Source organism: Microcoleus sp. w1-18aA5, assembly GCF_036701705.1.
In the GTDB taxonomy this organism is placed as follows: Bacteria; Cyanobacteriota; Cyanobacteriia; order Cyanobacteriales; family Microcoleaceae; genus Microcoleus.
In genome coordinates this window covers 1-15,693 of record NZ_JAUPTE010000115.1, presented here as the reverse complement: position 1 = coordinate 15,693, position 15,693 = coordinate 1, and the positions used below count along the sequence as shown (strand labels likewise).

At 44.1% G+C, this 15,693-nt stretch carries 16 protein-coding genes; 8 read left to right on the top strand and 8 right to left on the bottom strand.

Annotated elements, in window-relative coordinates; genetic code table 11:
* Positions 1-90: 90 nt before the first annotated feature.
* From Q5691_RS26030 to Q5691_RS26010, 5 genes are all read right to left on the bottom strand, one after another.
* Complete coding sequence (locus tag Q5691_RS26030; protein WP_333347973.1) at positions 91-738, bottom strand: Uma2 family endonuclease; 648 nt, start codon at positions 736-738, stop codon at positions 91-93.
* A 93-nt stretch (positions 739-831) separates the two neighbouring features.
* On the bottom strand, positions 832-1,407 hold the full coding sequence (locus Q5691_RS26025; RefSeq protein ID WP_333347971.1) for a Uma2 family endonuclease: 576 nt from the start codon (positions 1,405-1,407) through the stop codon (positions 832-834).
* 87 nt (positions 1,408-1,494) lie between these two features.
* Positions 1,495-1,833, bottom strand: coding sequence for a type II toxin-antitoxin system HicB family antitoxin (locus Q5691_RS26020; protein ID WP_333256590.1), 339 nt, complete (start codon positions 1,831-1,833; stop codon positions 1,495-1,497).
* A 114-nt stretch (positions 1,834-1,947) separates the two neighbouring features.
* Positions 1,948-2,208 (bottom strand): type II toxin-antitoxin system HicA family toxin, encoded by a 261-nt coding sequence (locus Q5691_RS26015; protein ID WP_333347967.1) that lies wholly within the window; start codon positions 2,206-2,208, stop codon positions 1,948-1,950.
* Between the two features lie 56 nt (positions 2,209-2,264).
* Positions 2,265-2,399, bottom strand: coding sequence for a hypothetical protein (locus Q5691_RS26010; RefSeq protein ID WP_333347963.1), 135 nt, complete (start codon positions 2,397-2,399; stop codon positions 2,265-2,267).
* A gap of 140 nt (positions 2,400-2,539) precedes the next feature.
* On the opposite strand from Q5691_RS26010, the gene Q5691_RS26005 reads away from it, so the two are divergent.
* Entirely contained in the window at positions 2,540-3,052 is a 513-nt protein-coding gene (locus tag Q5691_RS26005; RefSeq protein WP_333347961.1) for a hypothetical protein, read from the top strand.
* Between the two features lie 161 nt (positions 3,053-3,213).
* Here the strand turns inward: Q5691_RS26005 and Q5691_RS26000 are convergent, their stop codons facing one another.
* Positions 3,214-7,209, bottom strand: a complete 3,996-nt coding sequence (locus Q5691_RS26000; RefSeq protein ID WP_333210071.1) for a magnesium chelatase subunit H — start codon at positions 7,207-7,209, stop codon at positions 3,214-3,216.
* A 535-nt stretch (positions 7,210-7,744) separates the two neighbouring features.
* Between Q5691_RS26000 and Q5691_RS25995 the strand changes: the two genes are divergently transcribed.
* The 4 genes from Q5691_RS25995 to Q5691_RS25980 all read left to right on the top strand — a co-directional run bounded on the left by Q5691_RS25995 (position 7,745) and on the right by Q5691_RS25980 (position 12,353).
* A complete protein-coding gene (locus Q5691_RS25995; RefSeq protein WP_333210073.1) occupies positions 7,745-8,728 on the top strand; it encodes a calcium-binding protein in 984 nt (327 codons plus the stop codon).
* 93 nt (positions 8,729-8,821) lie between these two features.
* Positions 8,822-9,838, top strand: coding sequence for a calcium-binding protein (locus Q5691_RS25990; protein WP_333210075.1), 1,017 nt, complete (start codon positions 8,822-8,824; stop codon positions 9,836-9,838).
* Between the two features lie 249 nt (positions 9,839-10,087).
* Complete coding sequence (locus tag Q5691_RS25985; protein WP_333210077.1) at positions 10,088-11,158, top strand: calcium-binding protein; 1,071 nt, start codon at positions 10,088-10,090, stop codon at positions 11,156-11,158.
* A gap of 208 nt (positions 11,159-11,366) precedes the next feature.
* The gene (locus tag Q5691_RS25980) at positions 11,367-12,353 is read left to right on the top strand and encodes a calcium-binding protein (protein WP_333347957.1); all 987 of its coding nucleotides are present in this window, start codon (positions 11,367-11,369) and stop codon (positions 12,351-12,353) included.
* Here Q5691_RS25980 and Q5691_RS25975 read toward each other — a convergent pair.
* Positions 12,346-12,501 carry a hypothetical protein gene (locus Q5691_RS25975; protein WP_333210081.1) on the bottom strand — a complete coding sequence of 52 codons (156 nt, stop codon included), beginning with the start codon at positions 12,499-12,501 and terminating at the stop codon, positions 12,346-12,348. The genes Q5691_RS25980 and Q5691_RS25975 overlap by 8 nt on opposite strands.
* Positions 12,502-12,635: 134 nt before the next feature.
* Here Q5691_RS25975 and Q5691_RS25970 point away from each other — a divergent pair, with 134 nt between their 5' ends.
* The gene (locus Q5691_RS25970; RefSeq protein WP_333310857.1) at positions 12,636-12,893 is read left to right on the top strand and encodes a hypothetical protein; all 258 of its coding nucleotides are present in this window, start codon (positions 12,636-12,638) and stop codon (positions 12,891-12,893) included.
* Between the two features lie 76 nt (positions 12,894-12,969).
* Positions 12,970-13,668, top strand: coding sequence for a hypothetical protein (locus Q5691_RS25965; RefSeq protein ID WP_333347954.1), 699 nt, complete (start codon positions 12,970-12,972; stop codon positions 13,666-13,668).
* A 106-nt stretch (positions 13,669-13,774) separates the two neighbouring features.
* Here the strand turns inward: Q5691_RS25965 and Q5691_RS25960 are convergent, their stop codons facing one another.
* Entirely contained in the window at positions 13,775-14,251 is a 477-nt protein-coding gene (locus Q5691_RS25960) for an ankyrin repeat domain-containing protein (RefSeq protein WP_333231717.1), read from the bottom strand.
* Positions 14,252-14,287: 36 nt separating this feature from the next.
* On the opposite strand from Q5691_RS25960, the gene Q5691_RS25955 reads away from it, so the two are divergent.
* Positions 14,288-15,565, top strand: coding sequence for a lipid-A-disaccharide synthase (locus Q5691_RS25955; RefSeq protein WP_333231719.1), 1,278 nt, complete (start codon positions 14,288-14,290; stop codon positions 15,563-15,565).
* Positions 15,566-15,693: the final 128 nt, after the last annotated feature.

Genomic DNA, 15,693 nt, shown 5'->3' with positions numbered 1-15,693 from the left:
GGACATTTTGACCTGAACCCTCAGTGAGATTAATCTGTTATTCTATCAGGCCTTACACTAGAATGAAATAGCCCTGTAACCAACCCGGATTTAATTTAAGTGCGATCGCACCCACTCTCTAAACTCTCTAATTCTCGCATTCTCTCCCCTTTCTGAGTCTAGGCGCATAAACTGTGCGAGTTCTTTGACAGGAAAGGAGGCAAATGCCAAACTGGTTTCAGACTCGACATAACCCGTATCATTTAAAATGTTAATTATTAGTTTCCCCTTCTTCCAAATCCAAACCTCCGGCACTTTAAGTTCCGCATAAACCGCCATTTTATTGATATATGAGCTAGTCAAATCCATTTCCACAGCTAAGTCTGGCGGCGGGTCATTTTTGAGATCGATAGTTAACTTTCCCCGCATTAAAGCTTCATTTTGGATATAAAAACATTCATCAGCTTCGTTGCCAGCTTTTTTCGGTTCCGAACGCCAAGTAGATGATTTTAATCCGATAATTTCAATCCCAATTTCCTCAGACAGCGCTACAATTAGCCGACCGAGAGTCCAGCTATACCTCTCATGTTCTGGTAAAGGTACCATGAGTTCTAAAGTTCCCTGATAGTAAGTCATGCGCGGCGTTGAACGTTCCGCAAATATTTCTAACAACTGTTCGTAGGTTTCCCAACTGATATCCTGTAAAACCAGGTGAGAACCTGTAAGCTCTTCTTTACTGTACGCCTGGGTTTGAACCATTGCAAATACTCCACGAGAACTTTAACCCTATTTTACTCTTTTCAACATTGGACAGGTGCGATTCCCTGCGGGATAGCTTCGCACGCGCGTACATTACCAGATTGATTCAAGATTCAAAATAAATCCGGGGAGAACATCTTCACCTGATACATTAGCTGGAGATTCTAGCACTTCAACTTCTTGATTCTGACGGTAAATTTCTACTTGCCGTGATTTGCGATTAATCAACCAACCTAAAACAGCACCGTTATCTCGATATTCTTTCATCTTATCCTGAGTTTCTTTCAAACTATCGCTGGGAGACATTAACTCAACGACAAAATCAGGACAAATGGGGGGAATTTTCTTTTTTTGTTCGGGAGTCAAAGCATCCCAGCGTTCTAATTTTACCCAAGAAGAGTCAGGAGAGCGATCGGCCCCATTGGGAAGTTTGAATCCTGTTGAGGAATCAAACACTTTACCCAATTTATGTGACTCATTCCAAATCCAAATCTGTGCTGTTAATCCTGCATTTCTGTTTCCCGTCTCTCCTCCTGCTGGTGACATGATAATTAATTCTCCTTTGGCTGTGCGTTCCAATCTAATATTTTCATTCTCCTGACAGAGTTGAAAAAACTGATCGTCTGTCAGTTTGATAATGGGGTTGAGATTGAGGGTGAGGGTAGTCATAGCGGTATTTTATCGTGGCTAAACGACCTTTATTGGGGATTGTAGCATATTGAGTTAGTTGCGAGGGCGATCGCACTTCTAAGCTAATTAAGTGTTAATCGCTTGCTCGGCCGCCTTAATTAAAACCTCATCCATCCAGTTGTTAATACTTTTGCCCGCTTTTTTAGCAGCAATAAAGATTTTGCGGTGATGTTCCGGAGTAGTGCGGAAGGGAAGTTTACCTGAAAAGGGTTTATCCGGTTCCTGTCCTAATTCTTTGCAAAACTCTAGATAATCATCGATAGAGTTTTGGAATTCTTGGCGAGCTTCTTCAATAGTTTGTGCTTTAAAAGTCACTACGTCATTAATATCTAGGACTCGCCCGAAAAGAAGTTCCGCTTCTATATCTACTTCAATGCTAGCACTGTAACCCTTGTAAGTCATCATGGCTGTAATACTCTTCCTCTTTCAATAAGTTCAATTTGTGAATGATGAATTTTATGCTAATACTCTTGTTAATTTGGGCGATCCGCAATGATTTTCCCGTTAACAGCTAAGTCATCATGGTTCAACCCCCGCTTTTATCAAAAATTCTCTGACTGATTTAACGGCTCCTTTATCTGTCTCTTTTTGAGGATGTGCTTCGTGAAATACAGCTCTAACCTCATTTAATAAAATGCGAACCCGCGAACCTGAACCTTGAGTAACAGTAGCACCGAGTGCTGTAAATAAATTTTCAATATCTTGCCAATTAATATTAGCTGGTATAGGATCTGTAAAAATTGCTTCTAAAATCTTACGGTGTTTATTATTTAGCTCCATAAAATATTTATTTGTTATTATAATTTACTTTATGATATCATAATGTGATATCAATGTCAAAAAGGTGAGCTAATCTCGCGCCAAGAATACTTGAGACTGGAACAAACACCACTTTCTTCGAGAATACTCCCCAAAGTTCGATCTGTCGAAAGCTCTGGGGCGATCGCACTTAGGGGGAAATAGAGAGCCATAGTATTTTTGGTAAGATCAGAGTGCGATCTATTTTGCAACTTTAATTTAAGAAATGTTAAAATAAATTAAGAAATAAATTCCGGAGACTACTTGCAAGTCACTGTACTATCAAATAATATTAAATTTGAATGGCAATATTATGAATACCAGTAGCAGAGAGAGCAAAGCTTTGATGAATCAACGTAGAAAAAATTCTTACAATTCACTATTTTACCTGATACTGGTATTACTGATTTATGGCTGTAGTCCTCCCCCAAGTCCTTCCTCAAGTCCTTCACCAGAGAAGCAGGAGGAGCAGCTTCCTAAAACGGACTCAACAGATATTTGGGAGAAAATTCGTACGGGACAGATTACAACGGCTCAAGCCATCATTACAAATCAAATTACCTGGCTAGATGGTCAACGTAACTGTCCCTATGTCACTTACACTGAGATTGCCGATGTCCGGAAAAGAGTAGATGGGGCAGGGGACTTTTGCGTTGCAAGAGTCAAAAACGACATAAATGCTGGTAATGGTTCAACTTCAAAGGCCATTTTTGAAGGTGTTATTTCATGGCAAAATGCTCAATCTCAATGTCCCTTTATGTCTGAAGAAGAGAAAGATAGAGTAAGACAAGCAACAGAATTGGGGGCTTCAAATTTCTGTAGGTAATAGCTTCTAACAGAGTTAGCTACACAGTAAATACACCACAAGTATAACGTCTACCGGGAGGTTTCATTCTCACAAAATAATGATTTAACATTATCTCTATGATTAAGGCTTAGTAGAGACGTTGTATGCAACGTCTCTACTAATTGATGCCTACTCTAACTCTATTCTACCCCTTCAATCCGGTCTTCCACCTCCTGATAAAGTTCACGCAGACGATCCAAATTGTTCTCCGAAGTCTCCCAATAACCCCGGCCATTCACCTCAAGCAAAGTGCTGACAATCTTGCGGAACGAATGAGGATTTAGATTCAGCAAACGCTTCTGCATCTCCTCATCTTGGATAAACGTAGTGTTGACATCCTCATACACCCAATTATCCACAGCGCCCGCAGTCGCACTCCATCCAGTCGTATTCACCAGACGCTTAGAAATCTCCCGCACGCCTTCATAACCGTGCGACAACATCCCTTCGTACCACTTCGGATTCAGCAGCTTAGTCCGCGAATCTAAACGCACGGTTTCTGATAGCGTCCGCACCTGCGCGTTGGCTGTAGTTGTATCAGCAACAAATGATGCCGGTTTCTTCCCATCTGCGCGCAAACTGCCGATCAATTTAGTCGGGTCGGAGTCGAAATAGTGCGACACGTCGGTTAGGGAAATCTCCGCAGAATCCAAGTTCTGGAAGGTGACTTCCGCAGTTTTCAAGGATGATTCAAAAATCTTCCGGTCTTGTTCCATTGTTCCGGGATTGTCGGAAGAAAAGGCGAAGGATTTGCGGGTTAAGTACATTTCCTGCAACTCGGCTTCGCTTTCCCAAGTGCTGTTTTCCACCGCCAAGTTGACGTTAGATGAATAGGAACCAGAGGCATTAGAAAATACCCGGGTTGCTGCTTGTCGCAGGTTAATTCCCATTTCTTCCGCTTGCTTCAGGGCGTGTTTGCGGACGAAGTTCATCTCTAACGGTTCGTCGGCTTCCGCTGCCATTTTCACGGCTTTATCTAACAAATTCATTTGGTTGATGAACAAGTCGCGGAATACGCCGGAACAGTTAATTACTACGTCGATCCGAGGGCGTCCCAACTCTTCTAAAGAAAGCAATTCGAGTTTGTTTACCCGGCCCAAAGCGTCGGGAACTGGCTTCACTCCCACCATCCACATTACTTGGGCGAGGGATTCGCCGTAAGTCTTGATGTTGTCGGTTCCCCACAAGACAACGGCGATGGTTTCTGGGTAATTTCCGCCGTTATCAACGCGCTGTCTTTCTAATAGCCGATCGACTACAACCTTAGCAGACTTGATCGCCCCTGTGGTGGGGATTGACTGCGGGTCCAAAGCGTGCATATTCTTCCCAGTCGGCAAAACATCCGGGTTGCGAATCGGATCGCCGCCTGGGCCAGGGATAATGTATTCGCCTTCTAGGGCGCGCAATAATGCGCCCAATTCGTTATCGGCGCAAACTTGCTGCAAGCAGAATTCCAGATACTCAAACAGCGGTTTAATCAGTTCTGGATCGACCTTTTTGTAACCCGCTGCGTGTAAGGATTCAATCCAAGGTGTTTTCTTGCCCATGTTGAAGAAATTTAACTTGGAAACCAGGGAAACTCGACCCTCAGCATCGGTTTGTTCCTTCACCAAAGCGCCAACAGCATCCCGACAGGCTAAGGTGATGTTTTGTAACAATTCAACATCTGCTAAAATGCCTTTGTCGTTGTTGGTGTAGATATCGTCAATATTGCGATCGAGACTTTGAGCAATAATCCGCGACAAACTGATTAATCCGTCTTCTTCCCGGTCTAAATTGGCAATGTTAACCAAAGTTGCGATCGCCTCTTCAGCAGTCGGCGGCTTACCGATCACGTGCAAACCGCAAGGTAACAACCGCGACTCAATCTCCATCAACTTGCGGTAAACCAAGCCAACTAAATTATCCCGTTCCTCCGCAGTCATATCCGCAGCAACCCCTCGTTCTTGTTCGGGAGGTAACGCGATATCCTTATCCAAATTCACCAAACGGCATTTTTCGACGATCGCATCCACAATCGGCACACCGCGCCCAGTCTCTTTCAAAGTTTGATAAGAAGCAATTAACTCGCTGAGTTCCTGCAAACCTTTGTACAACCCAGCATTTTCAGCCGGAGGAGTCAGATAACTGATTGTTTCAGCATAACTGCGGCGCTTAGCAATTGTTGCCTCACTAGGATTATTAGCAGCGTAATAATAGAGGTTAGGAATCTTGCCGATCAAACTGTCAGGATAACAATCGACAGACATTCCCATCTGCTTACCGGGCATGAATTCCAGGGAACCGTGAGTGCCAAAGTGCAGCACCGCATCCGCACCCCAAATGCGCTCCAAATATGTATAGTAAGCAGCAAAACCGTGGTGGGGACTGGCAGAACGAGAGAATAACAACCGCATCGGATCGCCTTCGTATCCAAAAGTAGGTTGCACTCCGATAAACACATTGCCAAAATGTTTGCCAAAAATCAGCAAATTTTGTCCGTCGCTGTTCAAATGTCCCGGAGGTGGCCCCCAATTTTCTTGCAACCTTTCCGAATAAGGAGTGAATTCTTCGTATTCAGCTACGGACATCCGGTAAGCAATATTTAATTCGGGACTTTGGTATTGGGCTGTTGCGTCATGAATGACTTCTTGCATCAGTTTTTCGGCGGAATCCGGTAATTCTGGCAAGTCGTAACCGTTACCTTTTAAGGCTTTCAATACTTCGTAAATCGAGCCGAAAACGTCCAAGTAAGCGGCTGTTCCGACGTTGCCTTTATCAGGAGGAAAACTGAAAACTGTGATCGCAACTTTTTTATCTAATTTGGGTTTGCGGCGCAGCATTGCCCATTTCATAGCGCGCTGGGAAATTGCTTCGATTCTATCTTGCAGGGCGATCGCCTTGCCAGTTGCGCCATCACGTCCCGACACAATAATCGGTTCGATCGCACCATCCAACTCAGGAATCGCAACTTGCAACGCAACTTGAATCGGGTGCAAGCCTAAATCGCTATCTTCCCATTCTTCTGTCGTTTGGAAAACCAGCGGCAAAGCCACCATGTAAGGGCAATTTAATTTTTTCAAAGATTCGATCGCCTTCGGGTGATCTTGTTTCGCCGGGCCGCCCACCAAAGCAAAACCAGTCAGAGAAACCACCGCATCAACAATCGGCAGAGGTGTCACACCTTTTGCCCCGACTTCCAAGAAAAAAGTCTCCACAGGTTTAGAGAAGTCCAAACCGCCGGCAAAAATCGGCACCACCCGCGCCCCCATTGCCTCCAATTCCTGCACCATTGCTACATAGTGCGCGTCATCTCCCGTGACTAAGTGAGTGCGTTGCAACACTAAACCAATGCAAGGTGCGAGGGGATCTTTGAGATCCGCAGAAATATCTGTACGGGCATTAAACCAAGTCAGATATGCTTTTACATCTTCAAACATCGACGATGCCAAAGGATGCCAAATTCCCATGTCTGGGTAGACAACAGGTTCTTGGAAAGTCGGCTGTGACTGGCCTTTGAAGACATATTTATGTGACAGCATCAGCAAGAAGTTTTCCAAGTTTTCTTGGGAACCGCCCAGCCAATACTGGAAACTCAGCATGAAGTTGCGCGCATCTTGGGCTTTGTCGATGGGCAAATATTTCAGCACTTTCGGCAAAGTTTGCAGCAGTTTCAGCATTCCGTCTTGGAAGGAACTCCCGGATTTTTCCTTCCGTTTTTTCATGAATTCGCCGATCGCACTTTTGCTTTGTCCCAACTGTGCCATCGAGAAACTGCCCATTTTATTGAGTCGCATCACCCCTGGCATCGACGGGAAGACGACGGCGACATCCAAGCTGTCGCGCAGCGGTTCCACCGCCGATACCACTTTTTCTGCCAAATCTTCGATGAAAATTAGAGAAGCAATAAATACATTGGCATCCGCCACATCCCGCTTGAAGGCTTCGTAATTTTCCGGGCTGCGGAGTTCCTCGATCAGGTAGCCACTGATTTCTATTGCCAAATTCGGATTTTTCTGGTTTATCGATCGAACCGCTGCCGACAGGGCGCTTTGATACTGCGGTTCCAGTACGACATAGACCACCTTCATGAGCGATCGCCCTTGCAAGTTTTCCGGCACGACGTGGCGAATGGTGGGCTTGACGTGAGTGAACATCCGGTTAGGCTCCTTTAAGATGCTGTTTTCGCGAATCGGGAATTTTTTTATCCCATAAGCATTTTTACCAGAAAACGCTTGCCATTAGGCGATTTGAGCCTGCACATGACACAATTCGACAAATTTAGGTCAACTTTTCGTTACATTTTTTTATAAATTCCTTGAGCAAATACTCCATATTTTATTTACAAAAGTTTACTTGACATATTGAAAAAAATATGTATACGATTAATTAGTAGGATAAAAATAATTAAAAATTAACCAACATTTGAGAAAAAAATCCTGAAAAAAGTTCCAAGTTTTGTATAATTTATCACACTTGCGATAGAGCAATTAACTGAGGGGAAAAAGGTATAATTTCTGAAGGCAGAATGTAGCCTTCGGGTAATTGCTGAGTCACAAAAAGTGATATTATACCAGGAACTTAAAACCATTTCATAACGTCAGTTTGGTGTAAATTCCTGATCGGCGATCGAGTTCATGGAAAGCTAATTGCTATAAACTCTCAAACTCATCCCAACCTTAAGGGGGAAACATGGCTAACTACGCAATTTTCGACGAACAATTCTACCTGGCCTCATATCCTTGGATCAAACCAGCGATTGATGCAGGAGTAATCAAATCCGGGAGAGAACACTTTGAAAAATTTGGTCAAGCTGGCGGTCTAACTAAAGTATCGCGTTATTTTGACGAAAATGCTTACCTTGCTGGGAATCCAGACCTAGCACCCTTCGTCCGCACAGTCAACCCAAACGCACCTTTTGCGACCGGCCTCGATCACTTTATCCAGTTCGGTTACGATGAAGGACAGCGCCGCACCCAAGTATCCCCTGAGTACAACGAAAATTTTTATTTAGCAAACAACTCAGATGTCGCACCGTTCGTTCAGAACGGAACTTTCAAATCAGGATTCGACCATTTCACTCAATTCGGAATCAGAGACGGTCGGTTTGGGACTTCATTTTTTGAACCGGAATACTTAAAAGAAAACCCCGATATTGTGCCGTTTGTCAACTCTGGAAACTTGAGAACAGGCCGGGAACACTTCTTCAATTTTGGACAATTTGAGCCTGCCCGCGACGCAACTTTTGTCGGCAGCCGCAGCAACGATGTTTTAACTGGTGTTGGCGTCGGGGATGTAGAACTTGTGGGAGTGGAAGTAGGTCTAGATTCGCAACGCAACCGACAGTATGAAAGCTTTGGCACCAATGAATTCGATGTCTTGATTGGTGCTCCGGGAACCAATACATTCGTACTTGGAGTTCCTGCTACAGCCGGGAATTTTAGCCCGACACCGCTGTATTTGGGTAACGGTCAAGCTACCATTCGCAACTTCGACATAGAAAGCGATTTTATCCAACTGCAAGGAACTTCTTTAAACGGCTACAGCCTGACTCCGGTTGGCAACAATTTGTCAATCCAGCGTTTTGGAGACGTGCTCGGCGTGATTGAAGGAGGAGCAAGTTTGAATTTGAGTTTCCAAGAATCTAACGGTAACGGTACTTTCTTGATTGGTTAGTCATTAGTCATTAGTCATCGGTCATTGGTCATTAGTTAATACTGATGATTGATGACTTTTTTTTTGATCGTACTTTACTTTAAACAGCAAACTATGAATTACGATATCTTTGACGAACAATACTACCTTTCGCAATATCCGTGGCTGAAACCAGCCATTGATTCAGGAATCATCAAATCAGGAAGAGAACACTTTGAAAAATTTGGTCAAGCCGCCGGTATCACAAAAATATCGCGGTATTTTGACGAAGATACTTACCTTGAAGGAAATCCAGACCTTAAACCCTTTGTCCGCACAGTCCATCCAAACGCGCCGTTTGCTACAGGCTTAGATCACTTTATCCAATACGGTTACGAAGAGGGTCGCACTCGCGTATCGCCTGAGTATGACGAAGCGTTTTATGTAGCAACTAACCGAGATTTGCAGCCGTTTATTCAGAATGGAACTTTTAAAAATGGCTACCAGCATTTCATTCAATTCGGGGTAAAAGAAGGTCGTTTTGGAACATCTTTCTTTGAACCGGGATACTTATTCAATGTGTTTGAGACTATCAGCTCTGGAACCTTAAAAACTGGTCGGGAACATTACTTCAAGTTTGGGCAATTCGAGGCAAGCCGCGAGGCAACTTTTGTCGGAACTTCCGGTAATGACATCCTCACAGGTGTAGGGGTAGGGAAGGTCGAATTAATTGGAGTTGAAGTAGGTGTTATCTATCCCGGCCCCCGAAATTATGAAAGTGACGGCAGCAATGAATTCGATACTCTCACTGGCGGTAGCGGCCGTGATAAATTCGTGCTCGGTGACATTGTTGGCTTCAGGGGAGGAACCCTCTCATCCAGACAGTTCTACATCGGCCCAGGTTTTGCTACAATTCGGAACTTTACTCAAGGTCAGGATACCATCCAGACAGGGATTCCCTTAGATCAACTATTGGTGTTTTCAATCAACAATAATCGAGATTTAGCTATCCAAACGAATGGCTTTCCCGTCGTTGAGAATGGAGTTTTCATAGCCAGTCGCTTTGACACAATCGCTGTTGTTGAAGGTGGCGGCAATCTCAATTTGAATCTATTACCAGGATCTAGTGTTATTAGATCTTTGCTTGGGTAGAAATATCGAATATATTCAGAATTTTCTTTGGGATGCTGTCGGTGCGATCGCACTTTCCTCTGCCAACAACTCGCATTCCGCGATCGCACTTTACGTTCTCAAATAAACAACGATTAATTACGAAATCTTTATATAGCTTAAGTGAGATTTGACTGACACTTGGAAAAAATCACCCGATCAGGTAATTGTCTCAGTTTCCGACTATTGATAAATTGCATAAACAGCTCATTAAAGCCGCAATAAAAAAACATGGCTAGTTACGCAATTTTTGACGAACAATACTACCTTGCTCAATATCCTTGGGTCAAACCCGCCATTGATGCAGGAGTCATCAAATCTGGAAGAGAACACTTTGAAAAATTCGGTCAAGTCGGTGGCTTAACCAAAGTATCGCGGTATTTTGACGAAGCTACTTACCTTGCTGGCAACCCAGATATCGCTGCCTTAGTCCGCACCCCCAACAACCCAAATGCACCTTTTGCGACTGGCCTAGACCACTTTATCCAATATGGTTACGAAGAAGGTCGCACTCGCGTATCGCCTGAGTATGACGAAGCGTTTTATGTAGCAAATAACCGACAGTTGCAGCCATTTATTCAGAATGGAACTTTTAAAAACGGCTACCAGCATTTCATTCAATTCGGCATCAAAGACGGTCAGTTTGGGACTTCTTTTTTTGAAAAAGAATACTTAAATAAATACTCCGATGTTCAGTCGTTTGTCGAATCGGGAGCGTTGAAAACTGGTCGGGAACACTACTTCAATTTCGGCAAAAACGATCCAAGCCGCTCTGCGACTTTTATCGGAAGTTCCGGGAATGACATCATTACCGGTGCTGGGGTGGGGAATACCGAATTAATTGGAGTTGAAGTAGGTTTAGGTACAGGTGGTGCTTTTTCCATCCCCGGCCGAAATTATGAAAGTGAGGGCAGTAATGAATTCGATACTCTCACTGGCGGTAGCGGTCGCGATAAATTCGTACTCGGAGACGTTGTACAAGGTACTGGTGGTAAGGGATACAGTTCCCCAACAAAGTTATATATCGGGTCTGGTTTTGCTACAATTCGGAACTTTACCCAAGGTCAGGATAGCATTCAGCTAGCAACAAGTGATATCCAACCTTCTTTAGATAAATTCTTGATATTTCCCATCAACAACAATCGAGATTTAGCTATCCAAACGAACGGCTTGTTCGTTTACTTTCCAGATGGAACTTCGGGAATTAGTAGCTTTGACACGATCGCTGTTATTGAAGGCGGCGGAAATCTCAAGTTGAATCTCTTACCAGAATCTAGAGGTTCTCTACCTCTACTTGGCTAGAAATCTCGAAGCTATTGGTAATTTGGCTGATTGCTGCTGAGAAGTGCGATCGCTCTTTCAAAAAAAGTGCGATCGCACTTTTGTGTTTGCCATCAAAATAATAAAACAGGCTTAACAATAATTAACTTGATATACTGAGCCAGTAGAATTAGTAATAGTGGGTCAAGTTTAACCGATAAGTAAGCAGACTAAGCTTGGAGCAAAATTTATGACTAATTATGACATTTTTGACGAACCATACTACCTGGCGCAATATCCTTGGGTGAAACCGGCTATTGATGCAGGAATTATAAAATCCGGCAGAGAACACTTTGAAAAGTTCGGTCAAGCCAGCGGCCTGACCAAAGTATCGCGTTACTTTGACGAAGAAACCTATCTAGCTCAAAATCTAGATATTGCTCCCCTGCTTCGCACCCCAAACAATCCAAACGCGCCTTTTGCGTCTGGCATCGATCACTTTATTCAGTTGGGCTACGAACAGGGTCGCACCCGCGTGTCACCTGAATACAACGAAGAGTTTTATTTGGCAAATAACTCAGAGTTGCGATCGTTCGTTCAGAACGGAACGTTCAAATCAGGCTACCAGCATTTCATTCAATTCGGACTCAAAGACGGTCGTTTTGGGACTTCATTTTTTGAACCGGAATACTTAAAAGAAAACCCCGACATTGTGCCATTTGTCAACTCTGGAGCCTTGAAAACTGGTCGGGAACACTACTTCAATTTCGGGAAAAACGAGCCCAACCGATCCGCTACTTTTGTCGGAACTTCCGGCGATGACATCCTCACTGGTGTTGGTGTGGGGAATACCGAACTGATTGGAGTGGAAGTAGGTATCGATCCCCAAGGCAATCGGCAGTATGAAAGCTTTGGATTTTATGAATCTGATGTCCTGATCGGCGGCCCTGGGAGAGATACATTCGTACTCGGAGTTCCTGCTACCTCCGGTAATCCCACATCCCGTCAACTCTATGCGACTACCCCCGGTATAGTTAGAATTCGGAACTTTGATCAAGACAATGACAAGATCCAGTTGGCAGGAAGTCCCGATATCTACACAACAATGGGGGATGCTAACGAGTTCATAATCCTCAGCCCAAGATATGAAACAATTGGTATTATTGAGGGAGAAAATTTATCTTTTTCTACAACTCAGCCACAGGGAGACGGCACTTTCTACCTATTCCTTAAATAACCGGAACCTCGGTTATCTCTTTCTCGGTTAACATGGTAGGTGCGTTAATAACGCACCCTACTAAACTCAGATTATAGCAGTTGCCAAATTGCTGTCGATAGCGATCGAGTTGTTCTTCGGCTGGCTCAGCTTTTGCTTCGGTTGTCAAATACCGAGAACCGTGTTCATCGGGTCAGTCTCCAATAGTACCATGACAGAAAGTTGACAACTTTATTAATTAATTGTACGGTTCATAAACCAGGTTTCTAAATATAAAAATCATTAAATCCGTAGTATAAAAACATGGCTAACTACGCAATTTTTGACGAACCATACTACCGGGCGCAATATCCTTGGGTGAAGGCCGCTATTGATGCAGGAATTATAAAATCCGGCAGAGAACACTTTGAAAAGTTCGGTCAAGCCGGCGGTCTGACCAAAGTATCGCGTTACTTTGACGAAGAAACTTACCTTGAGGGAAATCCAGACCTTAAACCCTTTGTCCGCACTCCCAACAACCCAAACGCACCTTTTGCTTCAGGACTAGATCACTTTATCTAATACGGTTACGAACAGGAGTCGATCGCGCGTATCGCCAAATTATGACGAAGCATTTTATGTAGCAACTAACCGAGATTTGCCGTCGTTTATTGAGAATAACTTTAAAAGTGGCTACCAGCACTTCATTCAATTCGGCATCAGAGATAGACTGCTTGGTACTTCTTTCTTGGAAGCAGTATACTTGAATAGAAACTCTGACATTAGACCCTTGGTCTACTCTGGAGCTTTGACAACTGGTCGGGAACACTACTTCAATTTCGGAAAAAACGAGCCAAACAGGTCTGCTACTTTTATCGGAACTTCCGGCAATGACACCCTCACTGGTATAGTGGGGAATGTCGAATTAATTGGAGTAACAAGCTCTGCAGGCTTGAGTGCCGGAGTGTCTGGAAGTGACGGCAGCAACGAATTCGATACTCTGATTGGGGGACCCGGCGCCGATACATTCGTGTTAGCGCAGCCTGTATATAACAGTAGAGTGTTTGTGATTGGATATAAATCTTTCTACCTTGGACTGGGTTTTGCTACAATTCGGAAATTTACCCAAGGTCAGGATAGCATTCAGCTTACAGTGAATTCCTTCAATAATATCTTGATATTTCCGATCAACAACAATCGAGATTTAGCTATCCAAACGAACGGCTTGTCTGTCTCCCTTCCCGATGGAACTTCGGGAATTAGTAGATTTGACACGATCGCAGTTATTGAAGGTGGCGGAAATCTCAAGTTGAATTTATTACCACAATCTTCTTTTGGGGTACTTTTACTTGGATAGAAATATCGCAGCTATTCGGGATTTGTCTGATTGCTGCTGGGGAGTGCGATAATTAATTGTACCCTCCAGAAACCGGGTTTCTCCAATAAACCCGGTTTCTAAGTCTTTAATGGCGATCGCGCGCTAGCTTCAAAACCTCAACCGCATCTTTGTGACCCTCCGAAGACGCCCAAATTAACGCAGTCCAAGTATTATTATCATACGCTTTGATATCAGCTCCTTTATCGATTAAAAATTCCACAACTGGAGTGCGCCCGCTGCCTGCAGCACTCATCAAAGCCGTCAAACCAAAATTAGTTTTAGCATTCACATCCGCCCCCGCCTCCAGCAAAAGCTGTACAATCTCCGTATGTCCGGCAGCAGCGGCACTCATTAACGGCGTCCACCCGTCATTATCCTGACTGTTGGGCCCGGCACCTGCAGCCAGCAATTTTTTGACGATCGCCGGATTGCCAGCCTCAGCCGCAGTCGTCAAAGCAGTCGCACCTTCCTCATCTTTGGCATTGATATCTGCACACTGTTCGATCGCACTTTCTACAGCCACAAGATCACTCGTCTTGACGGCATTAATTAAATCTGTCATAAAATCTCCGTTGCATCCTTTCAAATTTTAAATCCTATGGCAGTAGATATTTTAATCCTCTCCAACGGCCCCGGAGAATTGGCAACTTGGGTGCGTCCCGCCGTGCAAGCTTTGCGCGAGCAGTTGGGAAACGCGGGTACTCAAGCCCGCATCTCTGTGGTGCTGTCCCCCTGTCCGCACGCCACGGGGAAAGAAGCGCAATTCGCATCTTCCTACCCAGAAGTTGACAGAGTGCAAGCACCGGAGCATTTTTTTCCATTCTTATTGTCGGGCAAAACTGCTGAAAATTGGGATTGGTATGAAACAGGAGTTGTTTTGTTTTTAGGTGGCGATCAATTTTTTACGGTTGTTATTGGCAAAAGGCTAAAATATCGCACTGTTATTTATGCTGAATGGGACGCGCGGTGGTATCGATGGATTGATAAATTTGCGGTGATGAAACCACAAATTTTTGGTAAAATTCCCCAAAAATATGCTAATAAATTTACAGTTGTCGGAGATTTGATCGCAGAAGTAGGTAATCGAAAATCGGACGCCAAAGATGGGGCAGTACCCCTACAGAAAATAGAATTAATTGGATTGTTGCCCGGTTCTAAAGCTGCGAAATTAGCTTTAGGTGTACCGTTATGTTTGTCGATCGCCCAATCCATCCACCACATCCGCCCTGAAACTCGCTTTGTTATTCCCGTTGCTCCTACCATAGATGTGCAAACTCTAGCAGGTTTTGCCGACCCTGAACAAAATCCTTACCTGCATTTATTTGAGAACGCTAGCGCCGAACTTCATTTAACAGAACGGCCGTTTTTGCAGACAGCAAATGGTTTACAAATAGAACTTTGGACGCAGACACCCGCTTACGATTTGCTATCAGAATGCAGCCTGTGTTTAACTACTGTGGGAGCGAATACTGCGGAATTAGGTTCGTTAGCCGTACCGATGATTGTTTTGATTCCGACGCAGCAATTGGATGCGATGAAAGCTTGGGATGGTTTGCCGGGATTGCTGGCAAGTTTGCCGTTAGTCGGTTCAGTTTTTGCGACGGTGATTAATTGGCTAATCTGGCAATTGGGAAAGGGAAAGCTTTATGCTTGGCCGAATATTTGGGCACAGGAGGAGATTGTGCCGGAGTTAATTGGCAAGCTGGAACCGGAAGTAATTGCTCAATTGGCGATCGACTATCTGAGCCATCCTGAAAAATTAGCACAGATGGGCGATCGATTGCGTGCGGTTCGAGGAGAATCGGGGGCGGCGAAAAAAATTGCTGAATTGGTTTGTGAAGAAATTGAGGTGCAATCTAATTGTCATAAGAATTAGATTTTTTTATTTTTAACCGCACAGGAACGCGGATGAACGCTGATTTAATCCACTGTACTTTAGACTAAATAAAGATGAGAACGGTGGCTTTGAGAAGAACTAAAGCCACCGCGCCGGGAGAGAATAAG